Source organism: Methylorubrum pseudosasae (assembly GCF_029504475.1).
Taxonomy (GTDB): Bacteria; Pseudomonadota; Alphaproteobacteria; order Rhizobiales; family Beijerinckiaceae; genus Methylobacterium; species Methylobacterium extorquens.
Genome location: NZ_JAQGDU010000002.1, coordinates 797,501 through 822,178 on the forward strand (window position 1 = coordinate 797,501; position 24,678 = coordinate 822,178).

20 protein-coding genes, 2 tRNA genes and 1 pseudogene (1 of these 23 running past the window's edge) are annotated in these 24,678 nt (G+C 69.2%); 8 read left to right on the plus strand and 15 right to left on the minus strand.

The genetic code is table 11. The features are described 5' to 3' along the window. The 3 genes and pseudogenes from M2437_RS04580 to M2437_RS04590 all read right to left on the minus strand — a co-directional run. Positions 1–629: pseudogene (locus tag M2437_RS04580) on the minus strand (helicase-related protein) (it extends 1,517 nt beyond the left edge of the window). A gap of 1,072 nt (positions 630–1,701) precedes the next feature. After that, positions 1,702–2,352, minus strand: coding sequence for a hypothetical protein (locus tag M2437_RS04585; protein ID WP_253389497.1), 651 nt, complete (start codon positions 2,350–2,352; stop codon positions 1,702–1,704). Positions 2,353–2,475: 123 nt separating this feature from the next. Continuing rightward, positions 2,476–4,629 carry a methyl-accepting chemotaxis protein gene (locus M2437_RS04590; protein ID WP_253389695.1) on the minus strand — a complete coding sequence of 718 codons (2,154 nt, stop codon included), beginning with the start codon at positions 4,627–4,629 and terminating at the stop codon, positions 2,476–2,478. Between the two features lie 473 nt (positions 4,630–5,102). Here M2437_RS04590 and M2437_RS04595 point away from each other — a divergent pair, with 473 nt between their 5' ends. Further along, the gene (locus M2437_RS04595; RefSeq protein ID WP_253389498.1) at positions 5,103–5,333 is read left to right on the plus strand and encodes a hypothetical protein; all 231 of its coding nucleotides are present in this window, start codon (positions 5,103–5,105) and stop codon (positions 5,331–5,333) included. Between the two features lie 30 nt (positions 5,334–5,363). On the opposite strand, the gene M2437_RS04600 is transcribed toward M2437_RS04595, so the two are convergent. From M2437_RS04600 to M2437_RS04620, 5 genes are all read right to left on the minus strand, one after another. Beyond that, positions 5,364–5,645 carry a hypothetical protein gene (locus M2437_RS04600; protein WP_003603222.1) on the minus strand — a complete coding sequence of 94 codons (282 nt, stop codon included), beginning with the start codon at positions 5,643–5,645 and terminating at the stop codon, positions 5,364–5,366. A gap of 390 nt (positions 5,646–6,035) precedes the next feature. Further along, a tRNA-Ser gene (locus M2437_RS04605) sits at positions 6,036–6,125 on the minus strand. Between the two features lie 160 nt (positions 6,126–6,285). Next, a complete protein-coding gene (locus tag M2437_RS04610) occupies positions 6,286–7,821 on the minus strand; it encodes a heme biosynthesis protein HemY (RefSeq protein WP_253389499.1) in 1,536 nt (511 codons plus the stop codon). A 117-nt stretch (positions 7,822–7,938) separates the two neighbouring features. Then, positions 7,939–10,215, minus strand: a complete 2,277-nt coding sequence (locus M2437_RS04615) for a COG4223 family protein (protein WP_253389500.1) — start codon at positions 10,213–10,215, stop codon at positions 7,939–7,941. 155 nt (positions 10,216–10,370) lie between these two features. Continuing rightward, positions 10,371–11,084, minus strand: coding sequence for a uroporphyrinogen-III synthase (locus M2437_RS04620; protein ID WP_253389501.1), 714 nt, complete (start codon positions 11,082–11,084; stop codon positions 10,371–10,373). A 177-nt stretch (positions 11,085–11,261) separates the two neighbouring features. Between M2437_RS04620 and tsaD the strand changes: the two genes are divergently transcribed. Continuing rightward, positions 11,262–12,305, plus strand: coding sequence for a tRNA (adenosine(37)-N6)-threonylcarbamoyltransferase complex transferase subunit TsaD (gene tsaD / locus M2437_RS04625; RefSeq protein WP_182570161.1), 1,044 nt, complete (start codon positions 11,262–11,264; stop codon positions 12,303–12,305). 16 nt (positions 12,306–12,321) lie between these two features. On the opposite strand, the gene M2437_RS04630 is transcribed toward tsaD, so the two are convergent. Beyond that, positions 12,322–13,797: a methyl-accepting chemotaxis protein gene (locus tag M2437_RS04630; protein ID WP_253389502.1), complete on the minus strand. Its 1,476-nt coding sequence runs from the start codon at positions 13,795–13,797 to the stop codon at positions 12,322–12,324. 545 nt (positions 13,798–14,342) lie between these two features. Between M2437_RS04630 and M2437_RS04635 the strand changes: the two genes are divergently transcribed. Continuing rightward, the gene (locus M2437_RS04635) at positions 14,343–15,368 is read left to right on the plus strand and encodes an NAD(P)H-dependent glycerol-3-phosphate dehydrogenase (protein WP_056456978.1); all 1,026 of its coding nucleotides are present in this window, start codon (positions 14,343–14,345) and stop codon (positions 15,366–15,368) included. Positions 15,369–15,469: 101 nt separating this feature from the next. Continuing rightward, positions 15,470–15,892: an EVE domain-containing protein gene (locus M2437_RS04640; RefSeq protein WP_253389503.1), complete on the plus strand. Its 423-nt coding sequence runs from the start codon at positions 15,470–15,472 to the stop codon at positions 15,890–15,892. A gap of 15 nt (positions 15,893–15,907) precedes the next feature. On the opposite strand, the gene M2437_RS04645 is transcribed toward M2437_RS04640, so the two are convergent. Beyond that, positions 15,908–17,098 (minus strand): acyltransferase family protein, encoded by a 1,191-nt coding sequence (locus tag M2437_RS04645; RefSeq protein WP_253389504.1) that lies wholly within the window; start codon positions 17,096–17,098, stop codon positions 15,908–15,910. Between the two features lie 382 nt (positions 17,099–17,480). Here M2437_RS04645 and M2437_RS04650 point away from each other — a divergent pair, with 382 nt between their 5' ends. Next, positions 17,481–18,098, plus strand: a complete 618-nt coding sequence (locus M2437_RS04650; protein WP_253389505.1) for a ParB-like protein — start codon at positions 17,481–17,483, stop codon at positions 18,096–18,098. On the opposite strand, the gene M2437_RS04655 is transcribed toward M2437_RS04650, so the two are convergent. Both M2437_RS04655 and M2437_RS04660 read right to left on the minus strand, forming a co-directional pair. Continuing rightward, entirely contained in the window at positions 18,062–18,574 is a 513-nt protein-coding gene (locus M2437_RS04655) for a disulfide bond formation protein B (protein WP_253389506.1), read from the minus strand. The two genes, M2437_RS04650 and M2437_RS04655, sit on opposite strands and share 37 nt — an antisense overlap. Next, a complete protein-coding gene (locus M2437_RS04660; RefSeq protein ID WP_003602707.1) occupies positions 18,571–19,152 on the minus strand; it encodes a YqaA family protein in 582 nt (193 codons plus the stop codon). The genes M2437_RS04655 and M2437_RS04660 overlap by 4 nt, the downstream gene beginning before the upstream one ends. A gap of 210 nt (positions 19,153–19,362) precedes the next feature. On the opposite strand from M2437_RS04660, the gene M2437_RS04665 reads away from it, so the two are divergent. Both M2437_RS04665 and M2437_RS04670 read left to right on the plus strand, forming a co-directional pair. Further along, positions 19,363–20,589 (plus strand): FAD-dependent monooxygenase, encoded by a 1,227-nt coding sequence (locus tag M2437_RS04665; RefSeq protein ID WP_253389507.1) that lies wholly within the window; start codon positions 19,363–19,365, stop codon positions 20,587–20,589. A gap of 148 nt (positions 20,590–20,737) precedes the next feature. Next, a tRNA-Leu gene (locus M2437_RS04670) sits at positions 20,738–20,822 on the plus strand. 19 nt (positions 20,823–20,841) lie between these two features. Here the strand turns inward: M2437_RS04670 and M2437_RS04675 are convergent. Then, positions 20,842–21,753: an AraC family transcriptional regulator gene (locus M2437_RS04675; protein WP_253389508.1), complete on the minus strand. Its 912-nt coding sequence runs from the start codon at positions 21,751–21,753 to the stop codon at positions 20,842–20,844. 148 nt (positions 21,754–21,901) lie between these two features. On the opposite strand from M2437_RS04675, the gene M2437_RS04680 reads away from it, so the two are divergent. Next, positions 21,902–22,918 carry an aldo/keto reductase gene (locus tag M2437_RS04680; RefSeq protein WP_253389509.1) on the plus strand — a complete coding sequence of 339 codons (1,017 nt, stop codon included), beginning with the start codon at positions 21,902–21,904 and terminating at the stop codon, positions 22,916–22,918. A gap of 103 nt (positions 22,919–23,021) precedes the next feature. Here M2437_RS04680 and M2437_RS04685 read toward each other — a convergent pair whose 3' ends face one another. Both M2437_RS04685 and M2437_RS04690 read right to left on the minus strand, forming a co-directional pair. After that, a complete protein-coding gene (locus M2437_RS04685) occupies positions 23,022–23,714 on the minus strand; it encodes a glutamine amidotransferase-related protein (protein ID WP_253389510.1) in 693 nt (230 codons plus the stop codon). 612 nt (positions 23,715–24,326) lie between these two features. After that, positions 24,327–24,647, minus strand: coding sequence for a metalloregulator ArsR/SmtB family transcription factor (locus M2437_RS04690; RefSeq protein WP_253389511.1), 321 nt, complete (start codon positions 24,645–24,647; stop codon positions 24,327–24,329). Between the last annotated feature and the right edge of the window lie 31 nt (positions 24,648–24,678).

Genomic DNA, 24,678 nt, shown 5'->3' on the forward strand with positions numbered 1-24,678 from the left:
GCACGCTGGCGGACCGGCGTCAGGGCATCCGCGAGGGAGCGCGCCAGCCTCGGACTGAAGTTGAACGGGCGGGAGCGCAACGAGCGGTCCAGATGCTCGAGATAGGCCGCCGCATCGGCGCCCACCTCGCGAAGATCGACGAGGATCTGAGACCTGAGCCGATCGACCGGCTTGCGCAGGTCGCGCGTGGTCTGGACCGCCAGCTCCGTCACGGCGGCGCGCAGTTCTTCCAGCCGACGCGTCGGATCGTTTCGCGCCGCCATGCCCTGGAGGATCTCGGCGATGATCGGGTCCGGCGCGGCATCGATACGCAGGTCCATGCGACCGGCATCGAGCAGCGGGATGCCGACCCGGATGGTCCACCGGATGCTTTGGTCCTTGGCCACCACCGCCCTGAGGGCAGGGACCGCTCGCTTCAGGGCCGGAATGCCGGTCTCGACGAAGGCACGCGCCGTCTTCATCTCGCGCAGAGCGTGCGCGACACGCTCGTCTTCGACCGCCGCACCGAATTCCGGCAGTTCGAGGTGGATGCGCAGAGCCTCGACATCGATCTGTGCCGGGGACAGGCCGAGACGGCCGGCAGCCTCGATCAGGCTTTCAGCTGTGGGGCGGACACGCTTGCGGGCCATGCACTCACTCTCGACGACGTCGGTCCCGAAGCCGGATCTCCCAGCCTCACCTTGCTCCGTTCATAACCCGTTTCGGCCGGGGTGTTCTCCGGAGTGACGGAAGAAGGCGCCGCGGATAGCAGGTGCCTCGAAAGAGTGATCCTCGGAAAGGTCAGCTGCTCGACCCGAGCCGTATTCGTAAGCTGCCACTTGCGTGCGGAACCGCAGCCTGGAACAGGTGCTCGATTGGCCGCCACAAGGGGGTACCGGTGACGAAGCTCGTCCTCTCGCAGAATTCAGATGGTCTCTGGACGGTTTCGACCGCGGGGCATGTCGTCACGGGCTTGCGTCGACACGAGGCGGAGGCATTCATCGCGTCTTATGAGCGTTGTTCGGCTGCTGTGAACAGCTGACATTGTTGCGGTGCTCGTACCGATGACTTGCTTTGATCGGTCGATCTCAACCGGCGCGCCCGTGCCCTTTTGGTAACAGTGCAATTAACCCTTTTCGCCTAAAAGGCCTGTTCACACCGATGGACAAGCCTTCATGACGAGACCCGCTCCGAAGCCGGTCGCCCGCAAGTCCGACGCTGCAAAGTCTGCGCCTTGGAGCGATTACGACCCGTACTTCTCGCCCCGGAAGGCGCCGGCCGGCTCGCAGGGGAACCCGACCGCTCCCGCTCTGAACCGCAGCAACAGCCCGTATTTCCCGAGACTGCCAGGCGTATCACAGGGCTGATCGTTGCCTTGAGGCGGCGGGCTGTCTCCGTGTTGTCGGAGACAGTGATGCCCATGAGCGCAGCACGCACATACCGCCCGCGTCGTGAAGCCTCGCCACCAGGACGCACACACGAAAAAGCCCCGCCGCGGCTGGGCCGGGCGGAGCAAGGTGGGATTTACGAAACCCGCTGGAGGCGGGCATGAGGTAGACGGGCAGTCAGCGGCGTTCAGTCCGGCGGCTCTGCCCCGCGCTCAACGCACGGTGCTCGCATCCCCCCGGAATCATGCCGCCGCCGTCCAACCGGTCCATCGCGCCCACGAGCCGTATTGAGCCCGGCGATCAACGCCCGCTGTGACGCGGTCTGCGGCACCACCTACCGGACCACGCGCCCCGGCCGAATGTCGGCGTCAGGAGCGGCCGCGTCCCATTGGCGTTCTTGCTCCCGCAGCAGCTCGGCACGCTCGCGCGCACGCGTTGTCTCTGGCGCCGCGTCAAGCTCGGGCGCAGCCGCAACGGAGGGCACACGCGGCCGTTCCGGCAACAGCGCTCGGGTGAGTGCCGCGGCGATCCGGTCGAGGTCGGCCGCGGGGATATCGAGTTCAGCCCTGATATCGGCACACCGCTTCACGGCCAGATCGGCGCAGGTCTCGCCGGCCCAGCCGTATCGTTCGCCCGGCATGGCGCGCAGCCGCTCCAGCCGCCGCCGGTCGGTTGCGTTGGTGTCGTGGTCGGCTCTCGCGCCAGGGACCAGCCGCGCGAGTTCTCGGAGCAGATGGGCCCGGATTGCGGACACCCGCACCGGGCCGATCTTACGCACCGCCATCAGCTCGACCGGCGACGCGAGCGCCAGCGCGGCCATGTCGGCGAAACCGGCCTTGCGCAGCCGGGCCCGGAGCGAGGCCGTCAGCAACCCGCGCCCGTAGCCGCCGGCCGCGAGGCGTTCGGCGGCTTCCTCTGACAGGCCGTCAAAGAGCGGCAGATGGGCGGAGACCTCGTCGAAGAGCGTGGGCTGGAGCGTTCTCATGCCTGGGCCGGATCGTTTCACCCGCTCCTACAGCGACCGCTCGTCGATGTCTGTGGCGTTGCGCTCCGCCCGAGGCTGATGCCCGTTGCCCTTTGTCGCCCTTGGACGCGTTCGTGTGTCGCGTTATGCGGCCCGCACGTTCGCCAGGAACTTCTCGACCTCGGATCGCAGAACGGCTGACTGGTCTGCTAGGCCATCGGCTGCGGTTGCGACCGCGCGAGCGGCCTGACCAGCGCCTTCGGCCTCCTGTGCGACCTCGGCGATGTTGGTCGTCACCTCGACGGTTCCCGTCGAGGCCTGAGACATGCTGCGCACGATCTCCTGAGTCGTCGCACCCTGCTCCTCGATCGCGGTCGCGATGTTCGTCGTCACGCTGCGCATCGCCTGAATCTGCTGTGCGATGTCTTGGATCGCCTGCGAAGCACCCTCGGTTGCGCCCTGGATTGCGGTGATCTGCTGGCCGATCTCGTCGGTGGCCCGCGCCGTCTGGCTGGCGAGTTCCTTCACTTCGGACGCCACGACCGCGAATCCGCGCCCGGCTTCGCCCGCACGGGCCGCCTCGATCGTGGCGTTGAGAGCCAGAAGGTTGGTCTGGCTGGCGATGGTCGAAACCAAACCGACGACATCCCCGATGCGGGTCGCGGCCTGGGCGAGCGCGGCCATCGTCTCCTCGGTGCGGGAAGCCGCCTGAACGGCCGCGGCGGACATGCCGGTGGCCTGCTCCACTTGCCGGCCGATCTCCTGGACGGTGGCGCCGAGTTCTTCCGCCGCTGCCGCCACAGCATTGACGTTGCTGGCCGTCTGCTGGGCGGCGCCGGCGACGCTGGTCGAACGTTGCGCGGTCCCCGACACCGCGTTTTGCATCGTCGCGGCCGAGCCCTGCAGACCCGCGACGGCGTGTGCCACACCGGCGACGATGCCGCCCACGGAGTCCTCGAAGCGGTCGGCGAGGTCGCGCAGAAGGGTGCGGCGCGCCTGCTCTTCGCGCAGCCGTGCGGCTTCCGTCGTCTGAAGCTGCTGAGCGGCCTCTTCCAGAGACATGTCGCGGATCGTCACCACGGCGCGGGCGATGTCGCCGATCTCGTCCCGGCGTCGGCTGCCCGGCACCTCAGCCAGCGTCTCGCGAGCGGCGAGCGCGCTCAGGGCTTGGGTCAGCGCGCTGAGCGGCCGGACGATCGAGCGGGCGAGGAGCAGCCCGAGGATGGCCGTTCCCAGGAGCACGACGAGCGCGGTGAGGGCGAGGGTGCGCGAAAGGGTCTGCACTGCACCGACGGCTTCCGCCTCCGTCTGCTCCGCCACCACCGTCCACGGCGCGCCCAAGACCGAAACCGTGGCGCTCGCCGCCATGTGGCGTCCGTCCGCCGCCGGATAGGCGAAGCTTCCGCCGGAGAGTTGCGATGCGGAGAAGCCGAGGTCCGAGATCGGCGCGCCGGCCTTCACAGCCGGGTTGAGGGGAGGATTCGAGCGGAGGCGGCCATCAGCGCCCGCTGCCAGGATTTGCCCGGTCTCGCCCAGACCTGCCCTTTTGGCGAGTGTCCGGTCGAACAGGGCCGGGGTCACGCGAAGGACGACGAAGCCGATCCGCTCCACCGCCTGGGCGGTGCCCATGGCGACGTTGGCTCGCTTGGTCATGGCCCGGCCGATGAAGGCCGAGGGTCCGCCGCCGACCGGATAGGCCGCGAAATCCTCGAACGCCGTCGCCCCCGGATCCTGGCTCTTCAGGCGCTCGACGAGGCGCGCGAGCCCGGTTTCCTTAAGGCTCGGATCGTCGAGCGATTTGGCGAAGTCGTTGCCTTTGGTCGTCGTGTAAACGACGCGTCCGCTTTCATCGAGAAAGATCAGATCGGCATATCCCGGCTCGGCGACGATCCGGCGGGCCACTTCCTGCACCTTGACGTGCCGTCGACCGTACATCGCGGTCGCAGGCGTGCTGTCCAATGCAACGCGCGCTTCGACCGTCGGGGGGCTTTGGAAAGCCTCGACGATGCCGGCAAAGTCGGGCTTCGAGGGGTCAAGGGTCTCGACGAGATCGGGGAAGTTCGAGACGATCTGCGGGTGACCGGCGGCGGCCAGAAAATCGGCCTGCATTCTGTCTGCCACAAGCTCGATACCGTCGCGTCGAGCGGCCGCAGCAAGCTCGAGCCGAGCCCCGGCCGCTTCGATGAGGCCTGACTTGGCCGATGACCAGCTCAAACCCCCCATTGCCGCAGCGCTGAGAAGCGCGAGACCAATGGTCATTGCGGGCAGACGGACCCCAAGACGGGACGCAGCGATCATAATTCGGCAGACCAAGTTGCAGTTTTCAGCGCAAAGCAGTGCCGTGCCAAGACTTAAATTTTTATAACGGAAGGACGGTCGGCCCATTAACGGATAAGTCGGGACCCAAGATTTCTGTGAGTTCCGCGCGATGCCTGCAACCCAGGGTTCGGGCATCCTTGTTGGAAACTTAGAAACGTACGTCCCCGGAAGGCAATACAGTATCCCTGCCGCACGACATCCAAACTGTTGGGTTCGCAGCGCCTGCTGCAACGCCACGGCAGCGTGTGTCCTGGTACTGCCTCGCTGCAGGGTGTCGCTGATCCCTCCGACGCTGCCAGCGTCTCGGCAGGCGCCGAGGTTGTTCGAGCTGGGTCAGGTCCACTTGGCTCGGCGCTATCCGGCATCTGCAACGGGCCGAGATGCGGGTGGGGCCTCGACAGGGCCACACTGCTGCAACAAACGCCGCCCCTCGTCAGAGTGAGAGGTCGAGCATGGTGTGCGCGGTGGCCGCAGCGCGAGCGGATGCGGTGGACGTACTCGTCGAGCAGTATCTCGAAACGTCGAGCGGCAATGCCGTGGCCGCCCTTCGACAGGCGATCTCGGACGCGCTACAGGACGCGGTCGAGTGCCGACAGAAGCTGGAGGCCGCCGAACGGGCGGCTTCGCGCGGATTCACGCGGCAAATGCCGATGCCGCGCATGACAGGGACGGCCTCCCAGTAGGCGGTCCGCCCCTTCGATAGGGGACGGGCGCTAGCTTGCTGCCCGGCCGAGGTTGCGATCGTTGATCGCCGTGCCCATCACGACCTGCCCGGTTCGGCCGCCCTGCGTTCTGCCCGCCGATGCCTGTCCTCGGGCGGCGCCGAACGACAGCGCTTCGACCTTCAGACCCCGGCGCATGTTCTCCGGAAGATCGGAGTGGTCATAGTAGCCCGCGTCATGGGCCATCGCATCCATGGCCTGGATTTCGTTGGCGGCCGCGCCGGTCCAGAGGATCGCGCCCGTTCCGCCCTGGCGAATTTGGAAAACCGACATTGTCGCGTCCTCACTGGGTGTTCCAAGATGAGACGCGCAAGTCGGGTCGTCGTTCCCCAACCGACGTGGACCGAGGGGCCGTTGTGCACCGGTCGGCTGTCCCACGCTGAAGGGGCGCTGGTCGCGCCGTATCTGAGGCTGGTGCGCAGGGATGAGGGCTCGGACCCCAACACCGCGCCATCCTCGAACAGCGCATGAGGGAACGCGGAAGCCGTGGATGCTCCCTACGCTTCGGTCTCAGAGGTCGTGATCGCGGTCCGGAACGTCAGCGAATTCCTACCGACGGACGATGGCATCCAGCCGATCTGAGAAGCTGGCGGAGCGGTCGCTCCGGCAGGCAGCGCGCCGCTCCAAGAAACGACAGCAGCTTTCATGGTTTTTTGGAATTTCTGGCGGAGGGAGCGGGATTCGAACCCGCGATACCGTTTCCGGTATACACACTTTCCAGGCGTGCGCCTTCAACCACTCGGCCACCCCTCCGGAACCGGCCGGGGACCGACGCGGGCGCGGGGCGCGGGCGGTGGTCTCTTGCGGCAGGTGCGGGTCTGTAGCCGGGGCGTGGGCGTCTGGCAAGGCGAAGAATGCCACAGACGCACGCGTTGTGCGCCGCCCGGCTCCGGTCCGGGCGGCGTGGGGGTTTTCAGGCGATGCGGCGCGGACGGTCCGCAGCGGCGGCTTGCGTGGCCGATGACGGGCCGGTGGGGCCATTGACCGGAGCAGGCGTCGGCGGGACCGAGGGGGTGCCTGCACCGGTCTGGAGGAAGCCGGGCGTGGACGGGGCTGGGCTGTCCGTGGTGACCGGAGCCGGCACGGGCGCGGCCGGGATCGCGACCGGAGCAGCGGGTTCGGCCGGAGCCGGGGCCGGGGCGTCGTCGTCCTCGGGGCCAGCCAGGATCTCGGGCGGGGTCTTCCACACGAAGGCGTCGAGACGGCCGGAGACCGGCGAGACCGGCGCCCAGCGCTCGGAGATGATGCCGTCGGCGACCCAGGCCGGGTCGCGCGGGGCGCGGGCCGCACGGGCGAGCCACTCGCGGGAGCGTCCGCTCTCGGCGCCGTGCTCGGCGGCCTCGATCCGCGCCATCATCCGGCAGACGCGGGCCGTCGGCCGGTCGTCGGTGAGCGGCGTCAGCGCCTCGCGGGCGCGGCCGAAATCCTTGGCCTCGGTCGCCGCCTGGGCGATCACCAGACGCGATTCCGGCTCCCAGGACGAGAGCTTGGCCAGATTCTCGGCGCGGGCGAGCCGGTCGCGGGCGGAGTCGCCCGTGCGCAGGTTGAGGTAGACCTTGGCGAGTTCCGGATGCGGGGTCGCCTTCCACGCAGCTTCGATGATCTTGGCGGCCTTGCGCAGATCGTTGCGCCGGGCGAGCAGCCGGCCGGCGATAACGGCCGCCGGCACGAGGTCGGGGGCGAGCTTGACGGCCTTGAGCGCCTGCTCGGTCGCGGTATCGGGCTCGCCGGCCTCGTGGCGTTGGGCGGCAGCGGTGAGCAGCACCGCGCGCTGGCGGCGGGCGGCGTGCTTGTCCATCAGCCCCAGCGCCGCGCGGCGCTCCACGGTCTCGGTCGCGGCGGACCACTCGCCGTCGGCGCATTGCGCCTCCAGCACCGCTTCGTTCGCCCAAGTGACGCTCGGCGCGAGACGGGCAGCCTCGGAGGCGTAGGCACGGGCAGCGCCTTCGTCCTCACGACGGCGGGCTTCGACGAACAGGCCGCGCAGACCCAGCACACGGGTCTCGGGATCGTCGGCCATGCGCTTGAACGCCTGTTCGGCCGCGTCCCGGTCTCCGGAGATCTGCGCCGCCTGGGCCTTGAGCAGGAGCGTCAGCGGCTGGCTGCCGAGCAGGCGCTCGGCGTCGCCCGCATGGCGGCGGGCCGCGAGCGGGTCACCGGAGCCGACGGCGATCATGCCGCGCGAGAGCGAGGCGAGGCCCTTGTTGCGGCGGCGCTCACGGGTCGAGCGGCTGATGCTGGCGGGCAGGCCGATCACGCCGGTGACGACCGCCCAGATCAGGCCGAGGACAATCGCCGCCACCAGCACGCCGGTGAGAGCGATGGCGAGGCTCATGCCGATCTCGTAGCCGTTCCAGACGACGGTCACGGTGCCCGGATGGTCGGCGATCCACACCGCGCCGTAGGCGGCGACGGCCAGGAGGGCCAGGAAGACGAGGGCGCGCCACATGGGTCAGGGCCTCCTTGGGAGCACGGGGAGCGGGCGCACGCGGCCCGGGCAGAGTGGAAGGGGGGAACGCCGCGCAGGCCGCGGCTGGTTCGTCGTCATCGATGCCGGTCCTGGCCGTCAGCGTGCCGGCGGCAGGCCGGTGAAGGCATCAGCCAGCAGCGCCTGGGCCGCGCGGCCCGCCTCGGCGCGCGCCGAGAGCCGCGTTCCGAAATCGCCGCCCTGCGCCCGCGCCTCCTCCGGAAGGGCGGCGTAGGCCTTGGCCGCCTCGGCGAGGTCCCCACGGTCGAGCGCCGCCTGAACCTGCGCGGTCGAAGCTGCGCTGCCGGCGGCGGCCTGGGTTCCGCCCGCGGTGGGTCCGTCGGCGCGCTTCACCTGCACCAGGGAACTCGCCATGTTCATCAGACGGTCGCCCACGCTGCCGGTCTCGGCGACGGATTTGGCCTGGGCCGCGCGCTTGGCCTCGGCGATCTTCTCCGAGATCCGGCGGAACTCCGCGGCGAGGCCTGAAGCGGTGGGCGCGCCCTTGTCGGCGAACGGCCCGAGCGCGTCGAGGCGCTTGGAATCCGCCGGTTCGAGGTTGCGCAGGCTGGCGAGCGCATCCGGGTAGGGCTGGCCCGCTTCCAGCGCCGAGGCGATCCGGTCGGCCGCGACGATGCGCAGGGCCGACTGCACCGTGGACTGCTTGGCGCTCTGATCGACCGCCTTGTCGAGGCCGGCGATCCGGTCCGACTGTTCCTGAAGCTTGCGCTCCAGGCCCTTCACGGCTTCGTCGGCGCGGCTTTGAGCGGCGTCGGCGGCCTGCTTGCTCGCCTGCGTCGCCTCCTGCACGGTCTGGGTCGCGGCGGCGATGCGCCCGTCCAGCGCCTTCTGCACCTCGTCCACACGCTTGCCGAGGGCGGCCTCGGCCGCTTCGTCCGCCTTGGCACGGGACGCGACATCCGCCTGCAGCGCCGCGATCTTGTCGGAGAGATCGGACGCAGCACTCTTCCCGCCGTTCGTTTCGAGCGCCTTGAGCCGGTCGTCGAGGGCGGCGAGGGCGGCCGGATCCATCGCCTGCGCGGTCTTCACCTCGGCCGTGCCGTCGCGGCCGGGCTCCTCTTGCAGCGCCGAAACGCGCTGATCGAGGGCATCGAGGCGGGCCGCGATGTCGGCGGGGACGGCCGGCGCCGGGGCGGAACCGTCGGCCGAGGGGGCCGCGGCGGGGGCGACGCCCGCCTTCTGCAGCGCTTCGTTGGCACGGTCGGCGGCGGCCTTGGCCGCGGTTTCCGCGCGGGCGACGGCATCGGGCAGGGGCTTGAGCGCCTGCTCATTGGCGGCGAGGCGCTTGTCGAGCCCGGCTACGAAATCCTTCGTGGCAAGGCCCGCCAGGGACTTGTCGAGGTTTGCAAGGCGCGGATCGGCGCCCCGCTGATAGGTGGTGACGCCGTAGAGGAGGCCGGCGCCGATCAGGCCGCCGATCAGGCCCGAGGCGGCCACAGAGCCGAAGCCCGCGCCGCCGCGCGCCGGTGCCGCCTTCGCGGTGTCCTTAGGCATTTCCCGGGCGGCGTCCTTGGCCGAAGCGGGTGCGCCCACGCTTTCCTTGCCGGCATCGGGCTTCGCGCCCGGCTTAGCGGCATCCGCCGCATCGGAGAGGCGCTTGGCCTTGAGATCGAGGATCGGGCCGTCGGTCAGCGAGGCCGTCTCCGTCACCCGCGTGGCACTCGGCGCGGCTCCCGAGGCCGCATCCGGCTTGGTACCGCTGGAATTGGTGTTGCCTGCGGTGGCACCTCCGGAGGCCGGTGTCTCCGGCTTCACCGTGTTGCTGCCGGTGGTGCCGGCCTTGGCGGACGTGTCCGGTTTGGCATCGGTCGCCTTGGCGCCGGCCGGATTCGGCGGAATCGCGCTGCTGCCGGTGGCGCCCGGCTTCGACGGTGCATTGCCGCCCGGCGTGCCGGAGGCAGCGGCCGGCGCGCCGGACGGCTTTCCGGGCTCCGTGGGTTTGTTGGACATCGTTCCTGCGCTGGTCGAGGAGGCGGCCGACGGAGGGATCGCGCTGCTGCCGGTGGCGCCCGGCTTCAGCGGCGCGTCCGCTCGAACGTCCTGTGGGCGCGCGGAAGAGCCTTGCGCATTGCTACCGGGCAGGGCGCTGCTGCCGGTCGGACCCGCCTTTGCGGGCTCGGACTTGACCGGCTCCGACGCCGCTGGCCCCGACTTGGCCGGCTCGACCTTCGGGGTGGAGGCCGCTGCGGATGGCTCGCCAGGCTTGCCCATCGCCTTATCAGCGGGCCGGGACGAATCCTTCGTCACGTCCCTGGCCGCTTCCCGGGCCTGCTCCGGCGACTTGCCTTGCTCCGAAAACTTGCCTTGCTCCGGCGACTTGGCGCCATCCCTGGCGCCGTCCTTGGGTGAAGTCACGGGCGTTCGCTCCATTCAGCCGCCGCACCGGCGCAGTGTGCTCCCATAGAAGAGCGAACCGGCGCCGTCATCCATCGGAACCGCTTCCGGGTTCCATCTCCGACGCTCCGACACGCTCTCGCGTCCCCACCGGCCCGCGGGGACGACGAGGCCGTTCAGTCCGAAGCCGCGAGACCGGCAAGGAGAGCTTCCTCGCTCGGGCGCGCCGCTACAAAATGGGCCGCGACGCCGAGCTCGACCAGTCCCAAGGCCACGTCCGGAGACAGGCAGTAATGCGCCAGCGCCCGAAACGCTCCGCCCAGACCGGCTTTGCCGGACAAATGCACCGCGATTTCGGCGCTTCGTCGCGAAAAATGCAGGGCCGCGGCGAGCGGCGGCGCGCCGTCCCGGCCCATCAGCCCCTGCACCACCGGCTCCGGCAGGGCTGCCTCGGCCAGAGCCGCGTAGGCCGTCCAGGTCGTGACGCGGTAGCCCGCAGCCGTGAGGCTCGCGGCGGGCTCGGCCTTGCGGTCCTCGCCGGCCGCATGGAGGAGGGTGCCGCCCGGCCGCACATGCGCTGCGACGAGCCGGGCCAGGCTGACGGCGTCCCCGTCGGCGCAGTGCACGGAGCGCAGGCCCGCCCGTTCCGCCCGCTCGGCGGTGCGGGTGCCGACGGCGAAGACCGGTGCCTCGGGAAGGCCGGCTGCGGCGAGCGGCGCGGCGGCGTTGGCGCTTGTCAGGATCAGCCCGTCGAACCGGCCGGTGGGCGGCGGCCCGTCGCTCGGCGCGATCCGCAGCACGGGCGCCACCAGAGCCGCATGGCCGAGCTCGGCCAGCCGCCGTGCCGTGCGGCTCGCGCCCGGCTCGGGCCGCGACACCCAGATCCGCATGCGCCCCTCTCCCTCACGCCATCCACAGCGTCCGTCGCCGTCGAGCCTCACCTGTATCCGTCGGCGGTTTCGTCGTAGACGTGGTGTCGCGACCGGTCTGACCGAGCTTTCGCGAAACATGGAGTAGGCGGGCCGGCCCCCGGCACGCAACGGTGCGTGGACGTCAGCGTGACACTCATGAAGATCCTCGGCATCGAGACCACCTGCGACGAGACCGCCGCCGCCGTCGTGACGCTCGGTGAGGGGGAACGCGGACAGATCCTCGCCAACGAGGTGCTGAGCCAGATCGCCGAGCACGCAGCCTATGGCGGTGTCGTGCCCGAGATCGCCGCCCGCGCCCATGTCGAGGTGCTCGACCGCCTGATCGCTCGGGCGCTCCAGCGGGCGGGGACGACGCTGAAGGAGATCGACGGGATCGCGGTTGCCGCCGGGCCCGGCCTGATCGGCGGTGTGCTGATCGGCCTCGTCACGGCCAAGACCCTCGCCCTCGTCGCGCGCAAGCCGCTCCTCGCGGTCAACCATCTCGAGGCGCACGCGCTGACGCCGCGGCTCACCGACGGGCTCGCCTTCCCCTATCTGCTGCTGCTCGCCTCCGGCGGGCATACGCAGCTCGTCGCGGTGAAGGGGGTGGGCGATTATGTCCGGCTCGGCACCACCATTGACGACGCCATCGGCGAGGCCTTCGACAAGGTCGCCAAGCTTCTCGGGCTCGGCTATCCCGGCGGCCCCGAGGTGGAGCGGCAGGCGGAGACCGGCAATCCGGAGCGGTTCGCGCTGCCCCGGCCGATGATCGGGCGGCGACAGGCGGATTTCTCGCTGTCGGGCCTGAAGACGGCCCTGCGCATCGAGGCCGAGCGGCTCGAACCCCTCGCCTCGCAGGACGTGGCCGATCTCTGCGCGAGTTTCCAGGCGGCGGTGGTGGATGTGGTGGTGGACCGCGTGCGCGTCGCCCTGCGCGCCTTCGCGGGCGTCGCCGGGCATCCGACGGCTCTGGTCGCGGCAGGCGGCGTGGCCGCCAACGGAGCGATCCGCCGGGCGCTCGCGGCGCAGGCGGGGGAGGTGGGCCTGAGCTTCGTCGCGCCGCCGCTGCCGCTCTGCGGCGATAACGGCGCGATGATCGCCTGGGCGGGGCTGGAGCGCCTGCGCCTCGGCCTCGTCGATGATCTCACCGTGCCGGCCCGCGCCCGCTGGCCCTTCGCCGAGGTCGCGCCGGCCGCGTGAGGTTGGTGGCCTGAGATCAGGCGAGCGCGCGGGCGGAGGCGGTCACCTTCTGCACGGAGAGATCGACCTCGTTCGCCGCCTGCGCGATCCCGTTGGCGTTGCCGCGCACGGCGTCGACGCTGCGCGCGGCGGTCTGCATGTTGCTCGCGATCTCCTGCGTGACCGCGGCCTGCTCGGTGACGGCGGAGGAGACGCTCATCGAGATCTCGCTGAGATCCGTGATGGTCGAGACGATGGCGCGGATCGCCTCGACGGCCCGGGCCGAGGAATCCTGTACGGCGGCGATCTGCTGACCGATATCCTCGGTGGCGCGCGACGACTGACTCGCCAGCGCCTTCACCTCGGTGGCAACCACGGCGAAGCCGCGGCCGGCCGCGCCCGCGCGGGCCGCCTCGATGGTGGCGTTGAGCGCGAGCAGGTTGGTCTGGTCGGCGATCGAGCGGATCACGGAGACCACCTCGCCGATCCGCTCGGCGGTGGCGGTCAGTCCGCTCACGATTCCGCCCGCCTCCTCGGCGCGGCTCACGGCCGCGTCGGCGGCGGTCTTGGCCTGCGAGGCGTGGCGGCTCAGTTCGAGGATCGAGGCGGCGAATTCCTCGGCGCCCGCGGCAACTGACTGGACGTTGTCGGAGGTGACGGCCACCGCGGCCGCCGTCTCGCTCGCCCGACGGCTGACATGCGACATGGCGCCGGTGATGGTGCCGAGATCGGACTCGATGGCGCGCTGCCCGTTCGCGCGCCGAAGACGGTCGGCCACGGCCTGCGTGACGTCGCTGGCGAACTTCACGATGGCGCAGGGACGCCCTTCGCTGTCGAGAACCGGATTGTAGGAGCCGTAGATCCAGATCTCCCGTCCGCCCTTGGCGAGCCGCCGGAACTCGCCGGCCTGATAGGTGCCGTTCGCGAGCGACCGCCAGAACTCGGCATAGGCGGCGCTCTTCACCTCCTCTGGATCGACGAACAGGCTGTGATGCCGGCCGCGGATGTCCTCGATCCGGTAGCCCACCGCATCGAGGAAGTTTGCGTTGGCATCGGTGATCGTGCCGTCGAGGCCGAAATGGATCACCGCCTGAGACCGGTTGATCGCGGCGATCTGGCCCTCATAGCTCGCGTTGCGCTGGGTCTCGGCCGTGATGTCGGTGGCGAATTTCACCACCTTGTAAGACTGCCCGCGCCGGTCGAGAATCGGGTTGTAGGAGGCCTGGATCCAGATTGAGCGGCCGTCCTTGGCGATGCGCCGGAACTCGCGGGCCTGGAACTCGCCACGGCGCAGAGCCTCCCAGAAAGCCTTGTATTCGGGGCTCTCGCGCTGTTCGGGGGGCATCAGCATCGCGTGTGAACGGCCACGAAGCTCATCGAGGGTGTAGCCGACGAGGTCGAGGAAGTTGGCGTTCGCATTCGTGATGGTGCCGTCCATTGCGAACTCGATACGGCCTTGAGCACGATCGACGGCCGCAAGGATGGAATCTTGTTCGGAATGGAAGATCGCCACGGCTGAGGGCTCCAGGCATCATGAATTTCGATGAAAGTTGGTTTCCTGCAATATATTTAATCAACCGTTAATCTCATACCAAATGACTAGTATGGATCGTATTGGCGCGCCGAATGAACGACATTTCATCAGGATTAAAAAGTAATGCAGCTATCGAGACTTATTTTCCGAAATTTCAGACAAACCGAAAACAAGAAAAATTGAAATGCAAGCCTGAGAGGGTATGAGGCAGGAATGCGAAAGTTGAATTCACGCAACCGTCGAGAAGACGTTTCCGGTTTTGCCCGTATTTGTGGCATGGAGCGGTTTTTTGTGTCGGTCCTCGCTGGAAATGCTTCGATAGGTCGACATCACCTTGGTCCGGTCTCGCAAAATATTGCAAACAGGACAGGTGAGCACACGCCGTTGGCCGGGTTCGGGCCTCTTCGTCACAGGATCGCGGATCGGTACTCGCTCTTCCGCCGGTAGGTCGTTATCGCGAACCTGACGATGTGGCTCCGGGTCCGCACCTTGGCCGTAATGAGCCGGGCTGCACGAGGTTCCCGATGGAGGCGGACATGAAGTCAGGCACGCAGCGGCGGGACGAGGTCGTGGCCGTCGTCGGCGGCGGATCCTGGGGCACGGCTCTGGCCAACGCCGCCGCCGCGGCGGGGCGCCCGGTCACGCTCTGGATGCGCGATCCCGAGGCGGCCGCGCGGATGGAGCAGGCGCGCACCAACGAGCGCTATCTCCCCGGCGTCGCCCTACATCCCGGCGTGCGCGCCACGGCCGAGGCCGCCGCGCTGGCTTCGGCGGGCACGGTGCTGCTCGTCGTACCGGCCCAGACCCTGCGCTCCGTGCTGGCGGCGCTGGCCCCTTCGCTGGCGCCCGGCGCCGCGGTGGTGCTCTGCGCCAAGGGGATCGAGCGGGGCAGCGACGCCTTCATGAGCGCGGTGGCGGCGGAAGTGCTGCCGGCCGGCTCCCCGGTGGCGGTGCTGTCGGGTCCGAGCTTCGCCTCCGACGTCGCCCGCGGCCTGCCCACCGCCGTGACGCTCGCCGCGGCGGACGGAGCGTTGGCGGCGCGGCTCGCCGGGCTGCTCTCGGGGCCGGCCTTCCGGCTCTATCACACCGACGACGTGCGCGGCGTCGAGGTCGGCGGGGCCGGCAAGAACGTGCTCGCGATCGCCGCCGGCATCGTCGCGGGCCGCGGCCTTGGCGAGAGCGCCCGCGCCGCGCTGATCGCCCGCGCCTTCGCCGAGCTGATGCGCTTTGCCCGCGCCTGTGGCGGCCGGGCGGAGACGCTGATGGGGCTGTCGGGCTTAGGGGACCTCGTGCTCACCGCCTCCTCGCCGCAATCGCGCAACTTCGCGTTCGGCGAGCGCTTGGGGAAAGGCGCCTCGCCCGAGGAGGCCGCGGGCGGCAAGCTCGTGGAAGGTGCCTTCACCGCGCAGGCGCTGGTCGATCTCGCAAGGGCGCGGGAGGTCGAGATGCCGGTGGCCGAGGCCGTCGCCGCGGTCGTGGCCGGAGCGCTGACGGTCGATGCGGCGATGACCGGCCTGCTGTCGCGGCCGCTCAAGGCGGAGACGGCGTGAGCACCCGTCGACGGGTCGAAAGCGGAGCGGTGCGCGCCCTTCAAGCGCGGCCGGATTTTCGATAAGCGAGGGCGCCTTTCCCGACGGAGCCGTCCCGCGCCATGGCCTACTGGCTGTTCAAGTCCGAGCCCTCGACCTGGTCGTGGGACCAGCAGGTCGAAGCCGGGGAGGGCGGCACCTTCTGGAACGGGGTGCGCAACCACCTCGCCAAGAAGCAGATGCAGGCGATGCAGGTCGGCGATCGCGGCTTCTTCTACCATTCCAACGAGGGCAAGGCCGTCGTCGGCATCGTCGAGGTCATCAAGCCCTATTATCCCGACCACACCGACGAGAGCGGCCGTTTCGGCATGGTCGATGTGCGGGCCGTGGCGCCGATACCGCGCCCGGTCACCCTCGACGCGATCAAGGCGGCGACGGCGCTCAAGGACATGGCCCTCGTCACCAATTCCCGCCTCTCAGTGCAGCCGGTGACCGAGGCAGAATGGGCCACGGTCTGCGCCATGGGCGGCTACGGCGAGCGCTGAGCGGCGGCCGACCGCTCAGCGGGTGAGTGCACCGGGCGCCGGACCGCGGCTGCGCAGCCGGGTGCCGACGCTGTGGAGGGCGCGTCCGAGACCCGCCCGCAGGGGCGGCTCGATCTGCTGCGATACCAGCAGGGATGCGGCGACGGCCGTCAGAATGCCGCCCGTCAGGCTCGCGGCCGGCGGGAGCCCGGAGACGGCCAGGAACCGCATCGCCAGGGCGCCGACGAAGGTGTGCAGCAGGTAGAGCGGGTAGGTCGCGAGACCGAGATCACGGAAGCGCCGCCCGAGGCCGGGAAAGGCGTCGGTCAGCGCCGTGTTCGCGCGGATCGACAGGCAGAACAGGGCCATGAAGACGGCGTAGAGGAACCAGGCCATCGCCGGGCTCCGGTCGAGGCCGAGCAGGACGCCGACGAAGCCGGCATCGTAGCGGATCTGCAGGAAGCCCCCCGTCAGGCAGATGGCGAGGCCGGCCAGGCGCAGCGCCGTCAGACCGTTCCGCACCGCGCTCCACAGCAGCACGCCGATGGCGAAGTGGCAGCCATGGGTGAGAAGGGCGAGCTTGGCGATCCGCGTGCTGATGATCCGGTCGAGGTCGGGCCAGAACGGCGTCGCCGCGAGGCACCACGCGAGCGCGCTGATGACGCCCACCGCCAGGATCACCGGCTCCAGCCGCTCGAACCAGTTCAGAAACAGCAGGGCATAGACCAGACCGTAGAACATGATCTCGATCCCGAGCGTCCAGTAGACGCCGTCGATCCAGCGGGGGACCGGGAACAGGACGAGGGTGCGGACGTAGCGCTCGAACAGGACTCGGGTGGCCTCCGGGTCGAAGAGCAGCGCCAGCCCGAAGGAGACGGTGGCGCAGAACCAGATGCCCGGCACGAGGCGCAGGATCCGCCCGGTGAGAAAGCGCGACGCGCTGGCCTGTGAGGCGGAATAGGCGATGACGTAGCCCGAGATCACGAAGAACATCGGCACGCCGACCCAGCCCTGTGAACTGACGGGCAGCAGGATCGGAAACGGGATCGACTGCCCGACGAGGGTGGCGGCCTCGCTCGACGGGACCATCCAGGCGGTGCAGGCGAGGTGATACAGCACGACGAGGCAGGCCGCGCCGAAGCGCAGCAAGTCGAGGCCGATCAGGGGGCGGGATGCGTGCGGGCGCGGCGCGGCCGAGGTGTCGCTGGCGGTCGGGACGATTGACATGCCTGTGGTCCTGGTGCCGGGACGATGCCGTCTGTCGGATAATCATCCGGCAACGCGATGCTCGTCTGTTGTGTCTTCAGGCAAACACGCGCGCGGGACAACGGCTTGAAAATACTGATGCCGCCCCTTTCTCCGTGACATTTTCCAAGTGGGCTAAGAAAGCCGAAATCCAGTCTCACGGATCTGTGAGGCTCGACATGGTGTCCGGCACCGGGCGAAATCCGTTCTGCTTCGCATCAATTGACGTTCCGTGAGAGGCCGGCCCGGTCGCCGACCGTCTGCAACGTTCCTCGAAGCCAGTTTCCGCGTTTCGGAGGGTGGATCGGACGGCATCGTTGATCCGGCGCCGTTCCGGGCGCGCTCGAAACGAACGGGAGACTTCATGGCACCGCGCGAACCCCTGCTCATCTCCGTGCCGATCGCGGAACTGCGCCCGACGCAGATCACGGTGGGCTACCGCGAGGTCGAGGAGAAGCGCCGCCGCTGGCGGGCGCACGATCCCGAGAAGAAGGCGGAGTTCCTCGGCTCGCACATGATCCCGGTTCTGCTGGGCCCCAAGAAGAAGCACTACGTGATCGACCACCACCACCTCGCCCGCGCTCTGCAGGAAGAGGGCGAGGAGAACGTGCTGGTGACCGTGGTCGCCGACCTGCACAAGCTCGACAAGGACGCCTTGTGGACGGTGGCCGACCACAAGGCCTGGGCCCATCCCTACGACGCCGCCGGTCTGCGGGTCGGCTTCGACGACATCCCGAAGGTGATCGCGGATCTTGCCGACGACCCGTTCCGCAGCCTCGCGGGCGAGCTGCGCCGGGCCGGCGGCTTCGCCAAGGACACGACGCCGTTCAGCGAGTTCCTGTGGGCTGACTACCTCCGGCGCAACCTGAAGCGGAAGCTGATCGAGAAGGATTTCACCCAGGCGCTCGAGCAGGCGCTGCGCCTCGCGAAGGCGCCGGATGCCGGCTACCTGCCCGGCTGGTGCGGACCCCTCGACGGCTGAGCGAGCAGCGCGGCCGCGGCGGCGAGAAGGCCGAGGCCGGCCGCGATCAGCGCGTTCCAGCCGGCGAGCGAAAGGCCGAGGAAGCGCCACGCGGCGGCCGTGCAATCCACCGGCCGCACGTTCTCGAGGTTCTTCAGGAAATCGGACACGTCCGCCGGTCCGGCGCCGGACCCGCCGCCGCAATCATTAGGGCCCGGCCAGAACCCCCACTCCGCGCCCGCGTGATAGACGCCGAGACCGGCGCCGTAGATCAGCACCAGCGCGACGAGCCCGAGGACGAAGCGCGCGGGCCGCGGCGGGAGCACGGCGGCGATCAGCGCGAGCGGCGCGGCGAGGTAGTAGGGCACCCGCTCCGTCAGGCAGAGCTTGCACGGCACGTAACCGAGGCCGTGCTCGAACACGAGGGCGCCGCCGACGGTGAGTGCGGCGCCAAGCGCCACGGCGAGCGCGGCGGCGCGCAGGGTGAACCGGCTCACAGCATCACCTTGAAGGCGACAAAGCCCAGGATCACCACAGCCGCGAACAGCCCCGCCACCACGTTGAGGTGCCGATCGAGCACCGCGCGGATGCCGATGCCGTAGCGCCCGAGCAGCCAAGCCAGCAGGAAGAAGCGCGCCCCGCGGGTGATGACCGAGAGCAACATGAACCAGAACAGCGAGTAATGGGCGAAGCCCGAGGTGATGGTGACGAGCTTGTAGGGGATCGGGGTCAGGCCCTTCAGCAGGATCACCCAGTGCCCGTAGGTGGCGTAGGAGGCCTGGAAGGTCTCGGCCTTGTCGGCGAGCCCGTAGAGGTTGAACAGCCACAGCCCGACCGAATCGAACAGCAGCGCGCCGATGGCGTAGCCGAGCAGCCCCCCGAGCACCGAGGCGACAGTGGCGATGGTCGCGTAGAGCCAGACCCGGTCCGGCCGACTCACCGCCATCGGCACCATCATCGCGTCCGGCGGTACGGGAAAGAACGAACTCTCGGCGAAGGCCACCGCTCCGAGCGCCCAGGGCGCGGACGGCTTGGCGGCGAGCGCGAGTATCCACTCGTAGAGCCGGCGGATCATGGGGCCTCGTTGGGGTGCGGGAAGCGGTGCCCTTTCAGCACAGATGCGCCACGGAGGCGAGGGCGGAGGCGCTCGACCGCAGGCAACCGCACCGCGAGCGATGTCGTGAGCGCTTAGGGCGGGTTCGCGCTGGGCCTACGTCCGCGGCCGCCCATATCTCCGAGGCCGGGGCGGCGAGCGCTGCGGATCGATGGGAAACGGGTTCTGCCGATGTCGCGCCGCGTTTTGATCACAGGGGCCAGCGTGGCCGGCAACGCCGCCGCGTTCTGGCTCGGGCGCGCGGGCTTCGATGTCACCGTCGTCGAGCGCGCACCCGGCTTCCGCGACGGCGGCCAGAACGTCGATGTGCGCGGTGTCGGGCGCGAGGTGATGCGGCGGATGGGCCTGGAGCGGGCGGCTCTGGAATGCGGCACGGGCGAGGAGGGGACCGCTTGGATCGGCGGACGGGGGCAGGTCGTCGCCCGCTTCGCCACGGCAGACATCGACGGGGACGGCCCCACCGCCGAGATGGAGATCTTGCGCGGCGATCTGGCCCACCTGCTCTACGAGGCCGCCCGCACGCACGCCGCCTTCCGCTTCGGCGACCGCGTGAAGCGCATCGAGCAGGACGCGGAGGGCGCCACGGTCGGCTTTGCCGGTGGACGGACCGAGCGCTACGACGCCGTGATCGTCGCCGAGGGCGTCGGATCGTCGACCCGCGAAAGTGTCTTCCCCGGAGAGAACGATCCGCGCTGGATGGACCTGACGATCGCCTATCTCACGATACCCAGAACCGCGGACGACGACCGGATGTGGCGCTGGTACAATGCCACGGAGGGACGGGGCGTATCTCTGCGCCCGGATCGCCACGGCACGACGCGGGCGATGCTGATGATCCAGCAACCGCCGGGCGGCGAACAGGACTGGTCGCCCGACCGGCAGAAGGCCTTCCTGCGCACGCGGTTCGCGGATGCCGGCTGGGAGGCGCCGCGCGTGCTCGCCGCTCTGGACGAAACCGACGATTTCTACTTCGACGTTCTGCGACAGGTGCGAATGAAAACCTGGTCGAAGGGACGTGTCGTCCTGACGGGCGATGCCGCGTGGTGCGTCACGCCGCTGGCCGGCATCGGCACCACTCTGGCGCTCACCGGGCCCTACGTTTTGGCCGGCGAGATGGCCCGCAATGGCGATGTCGTCGGCGCCTTCGCAGCCTATGAGCGGGCCATGCGCCCGATGGTGAGCAAGGCCCAGGGTGTCCCGAAGATCGCGCCGCGGTTGATGAACCCGCACAGCCGCCTCGGTATCCGCCTTCTGCACACCGCCCTGCAGGTCGCGAGCAATCCGAGCCTGCGTAACCTTGCCGCCCGGGCGTTCGCCCGGGCGCCCGTGGAGCCGGATCTGTCACCCTACCGGGCGATGGAGACCGGCCGCCTCGAATCTCCGAGCCTGTCGCTTTGAGTTACGCCGACGGGGCCTCGGCCCCTCACGCCGAGGCGCCGGGCGCATGCAGCGCCCCGAAGCATCCCGGTCCCGCCTGCAACCGGATCGTCCGGCAAAAATTCGCTCTGGCCCGTCGCCCCGGCTTGTGCCAAGAGGCGCGTGCGTCGCGGGTATGGCGGAATTGGTAGACGCGGGCGACTCAAAATCGCCAGCCGAAAGGCGTGGGGGTTCGATTCCCTCTACCCGCACCAGCCCTCCCAACGGAAGCGATCACGGCAGCGTCGGCTCGGCGGTGAGACGCGCGCGGATCGCGGCGCCGTCCCGGCCCGGCGGAGCTCCGAACAGACGGCGATAGTCGCGACTGAACTGCGACGGGCTCTCGTAGCCGATGGCGTAGCCCACGCCTGCCACGTCTCCGGCGGCGAGCAGCAGGCGGCGCGCCTCGTGCAGCCGGACCTGCTTCTGAAACTGGACCGGCGTCATCGTCGTCACCGCCTTGAAATGACGGTGGAAGCTCGCGGGGCTCATACGCGCCAACGCCGCCAGATCGGCCACGCGCAGGGTTTCGGCATAGTGCTCGCGAATCCAGGCCGTCGCCCGGCCGATCCGCGCGGCGTGGCTCTCGGGCAGGCCGACCTGCCGAAGGGCCGGGCCGAGCGGACCGCCGAGCAGGCGCCAGACGATTTCCCGCCCGATCAGCGGTGCCAGCACCGGCAGGTCGCGCGGGTGATCGAGCAGGGTCAGGAGGCGCGCGAGAGGATCGCACAGGTCGGGGTCGAGCGTGACGGTGCGCAGCGGCGCGAAAGCCGGGGCGGGCGCAGCTTCCTCCGCGAGGGTCTCCGCCTGGGCGCTGAGCAGGTCGGCCAGGGCGTCGAGATCGATCGCGAGGCTGAGCGCGAGATAGGGCCGCGCTGGGCTCGCCTCGGTGATCCGGGCCGTGACGGCGAGATCGAGCGAGGCGAACAGCGCTTGGCCCGCGGCGTAGCGGAAGCCGGTTTCCCCGAGCAGCGTCGTCTTGGCGCCCTGCGCCACGACGCAGAAGGAGGGGCGGTAGACCGAGCGGATCGGCCCGCTCGGCGTCTCGGCGCGGTTGAGGAGCAGCCCGTCGGCCGGTGTCTCTCGGCCGAAGCGATGCCATTGCCGTTCGATCAAAGCCGCGAGGCCGGAAAGGTCGGTCGTCATGGGTGAGGATCCTAGCGTGCCTGCCGTGCCCGCGCACCTGATCGCGGCGGCGTTGAGAGGATCGGGCAAGGGCTTGAGAGGATCGGCCGTGCACGCGACGCCGCGGACGCCGTAACAGGGGCCGTCCCTTCCAGACGGAGATCTCTCCATGCGCATGCGCCCCCTCGGCCGGAGCGGCCTGTTCGTGTCCGAACTCTGCCTCGGCACCATGACCTTCGGCGGAAGCGAGGGTTTCTGGGGCCAGATCGGCCGGCTCGGCCAGGACGAGGCCGACACCCTCGTGAAGACCGCGTTGGACGCCGGCATCAACTTCATCGACACCGCCAACGTCTACGCGGGCGGGATGAGCGAGCGCATCCTCGGCCAGTCGCTCAAGAATCTCGGCATTCCCCGCGATGACGTGGTGGTCGCCACCAAGGTGTTGGGTCCGATGGGCGAGGGTCCGAATGCCCGCGGCGCCTCGCGCGGGCACATCCTCAGTCAGTGCAAGGCGAGTCTGGCCCGGCTCGGCCTCGACCATATCGACCTCTACCAGATCCACGGCTTCGATCCGGCGACCCCGATCGCGGAGACGCTGGAGGCGCTCGACACCCTCGTGCGCCACGGCCATGTCCGCTACCTCGGCCTGTCGAATTGGGCGGCGTGGCAGGTGATGAAGGCGATCGGGATCGCTGAGATGCGCCGGCTCGCGCCCATCGTCTCGCTTCAGGCCTACTACACCCTGGTCGGGCGCGACCTGGAGCGCGAGATCGCGCCGATGCTGACCGCCGAGGGCGTGGGGCTGATGGTGTGGAGCCCGCTCGCCGGCGGCTATCTTTCCGGCAAGTATGAAGGCGAGGGCGCGGCGGCGGATGGGCGGCGCACCACCTTCGATTTCCCGCCAGTCGATCGGACGCGCGGCGCCGTCACGCTCGATGCCATGCGCGGAATCGCCGAGGCGAGAGGGTGCAGCGTGCCGCAGGTGGCGCTCGCGTGGCTTCTGCACCGGGACGTGGTCACCAGCGTCATCGTCGGCGCCAAGCGCGTCGGGCAGCTCGAGGACAATATCGCCGCGACGCGGGTGCGGCTCGACGCCGAGGACCTCGCCCGGCTCGACGCGGCCACCCGGCTGCCGCCGGAATATCCCGGCTGGATGCTGGAGCGCCAGGGCGCCTACCGGGCCTGATCGAGAACATCGTCCTGGATAGCTGATCCAGGACGATGTTCTCGGCACTTATCTTCGCATCATCTTTTTCCGAAAGCCGGCAGCCTCCTTTCGGGACGATGCACTAGTCCCGCAGGAAGCGCCGGATCCAGCCGGCCACGCGCGCGCTGTCATGCGGCGCTTCCAGCGAGGCGAGAGCCGCAGAAACCAGAGCTGGGTCGCTCGCCCCGGCCCGATGTCCGTCGGTGAGCGCGCGGGCATAGTCCGGCGCGAATTCCGGGTGGCACTGGAAGGAGAGGGCCGGGCGGTCGCTCCAGGCCAGCACGCCGTAGGGCGTGAAGGTGCTGCCCGCGAGCACCCGCGCGACGGGCGGCAGGGCTACGACCTGATCCTGATGGCTCACGGGGATGGCGATCGTCTCCGCGTCGTCCATGAAGGGCGCGCGCTCCGCTACCGCGTAGGCGTGCAGCCCGAGGCCCCATCCGCGTTGCGACCGCTCCACCCGCCCGCCGAAGGCCTGCGCCAGGGCCTGATGACCGAAGCAGAGGCCGACGAGCTTCTTCGAGCGATCGAGGCCGCGCAGGAAGGCCAGCAGGTCTTCGACCCAAGGGGTCGCGTCGTAGACCGAGGCGGGCGAGCCGGTGATGACGAAGGCGTCGAACGCCTCCGGCGCCTCGGGCCAGTGGCCGGCCGTCACGTCGAAGCCTGTGAAGGCGTGACCGTTGCCGATCAGCGCCTCCACCATCGCGCCGTAGGAGGGAAAGCGCCCGCCGAGCCGCTCGGGCGGGTGGCCGGTCTCGAGGATGGCGATGTTCATGAGGTCGAATCCAGGATGAGAACCCAGTCAGCTCGACTGCGTAAAGGGCTGTTGAGGGGGGATGCGGAAGTTCACCCACTGCCCGCAAGCGGACGTTCCGTTTCCGACCCATGCCGGCCGCCCGCTCCGCTCTCGGCGCTTCCCGAAAACGTTCGTTCGTTTGCCGCCCGGCAGCTTCAGCTCGGGGCGGGAAACCGGAGGCATACGTTAGCGTTCGAGTGTTTGGCTGCGGTCCCGACAGAAACCGAGGGAGGTCGGCATCATCGATCGCTCAATCCTCCTGCAAACACCGCCATCGATACGGCAAGGTTCGTGGCATTTGGGCGGGCAGTCTCCGTAGGCACCATGGCGTCCCACGGAGGCCGGCTCCGATGGCTTCCTATCGATTTGGTCGACAACGAAGCTCCTCCGACCCCCTGGAGGAATCATCACTGCATCAGTGGCAGCGATCATCCGAAGGCGCATGCGGGCTCGCTTCATCCTCGGAGGCTTGCGCCAGCCGTCAGCTCAACAGTTCTGCGGCGCGTGAATGGGATCTGCCGAATGTGCATTCTCTGAGGGCGGTCACCGGGGATCTACCCGCAGGCTGAATTGGGATTATCCAGCTCGGGTTCAGCGATCTTCACGGGTAACGTCCTTTGCCAAGGCTGCACTCTCCCGCTTGAGCGGACGGCTTGTTGGGCATGCTTCCTGCGCGAAGCTATGCAGGGCGTTGATCAAACTGTCCGGCGTCTGTCTGTAAAAAATGAACTGCCCGCGGCGCTCGCTTTCTACCAGCCCGGCCGCCTCGAGGATCGACAAATGCTGGGAGATGGATGCCTTCGACATGGCGAACCGCGCAGCGATATCGCCAGCGTTGAGCTCGGTATGAGAGAGGTAGGCTAAAATCTGGCGCCGGACGGACGATGCCAGGGCTTCGAAGACGCGCTGCATCGCAGGATGTTTAGTTGATGAGCTAACCATT

Excerpts from the sequence above, each read along its gene's own strand:
- M2437_RS04585 (WP_253389497.1), bottom strand. The coding sequence starts at position 2,352 with ATGAGAACGCTCCAGCCCACGCTCTTCGACGAGGTCTCCGCCCATCTG.
- M2437_RS04590 (WP_253389695.1), bottom strand. The coding sequence starts at position 4,629 with ATGATCGCTGCGTCCCGTCTTGGGGTCCGTCTGCCCGCAATGACCATT.
- M2437_RS04595 (WP_253389498.1), top strand. The coding sequence starts at position 5,103 with ATGGTGTGCGCGGTGGCCGCAGCGCGAGCGGATGCGGTGGACGTACTC.
- M2437_RS04600 (WP_003603222.1), bottom strand. The coding sequence starts at position 5,645 with ATGTCGGTTTTCCAAATTCGCCAGGGCGGAACGGGCGCGATCCTCTGG.
- M2437_RS04610 (WP_253389499.1), bottom strand. The coding sequence starts at position 7,821 with ATGTGGCGCGCCCTCGTCTTCCTGGCCCTCCTGGCCGTCGCCGCCTAC.
- M2437_RS04620 (WP_253389501.1), bottom strand. The coding sequence starts at position 11,084 with ATGCGGATCTGGGTGTCGCGGCCCGAGCCGGGCGCGAGCCGCACGGCA.
- tsaD (WP_182570161.1), top strand. The coding sequence starts at position 11,262 with ATGAAGATCCTCGGCATCGAGACCACCTGCGACGAGACCGCCGCCGCC.
- M2437_RS04635 (WP_056456978.1), top strand. The coding sequence starts at position 14,343 with ATGGAGGCGGACATGAAGTCAGGCACGCAGCGGCGGGACGAGGTCGTG.
- M2437_RS04640 (WP_253389503.1), top strand. The coding sequence starts at position 15,470 with ATGGCCTACTGGCTGTTCAAGTCCGAGCCCTCGACCTGGTCGTGGGAC.
- M2437_RS04645 (WP_253389504.1), bottom strand. The coding sequence starts at position 17,098 with ATGTCAATCGTCCCGACCGCCAGCGACACCTCGGCCGCGCCGCGCCCG.
- M2437_RS04650 (WP_253389505.1), top strand. The coding sequence starts at position 17,481 with ATGGCACCGCGCGAACCCCTGCTCATCTCCGTGCCGATCGCGGAACTG.
- M2437_RS04660 (WP_003602707.1), bottom strand. The coding sequence starts at position 19,152 with ATGATCCGCCGGCTCTACGAGTGGATACTCGCGCTCGCCGCCAAGCCG.
- M2437_RS04665 (WP_253389507.1), top strand. The coding sequence starts at position 19,363 with ATGTCGCGCCGCGTTTTGATCACAGGGGCCAGCGTGGCCGGCAACGCC.
- M2437_RS04675 (WP_253389508.1), bottom strand. The coding sequence starts at position 21,753 with ATGACGACCGACCTTTCCGGCCTCGCGGCTTTGATCGAACGGCAATGG.
- M2437_RS04680 (WP_253389509.1), top strand. The coding sequence starts at position 21,902 with ATGCGCATGCGCCCCCTCGGCCGGAGCGGCCTGTTCGTGTCCGAACTC.
- M2437_RS04685 (WP_253389510.1), bottom strand. The coding sequence starts at position 23,714 with ATGAACATCGCCATCCTCGAGACCGGCCACCCGCCCGAGCGGCTCGGC.
- M2437_RS04690 (WP_253389511.1), bottom strand. The coding sequence starts at position 24,647 with ATGCAGCGCGTCTTCGAAGCCCTGGCATCGTCCGTCCGGCGCCAGATT.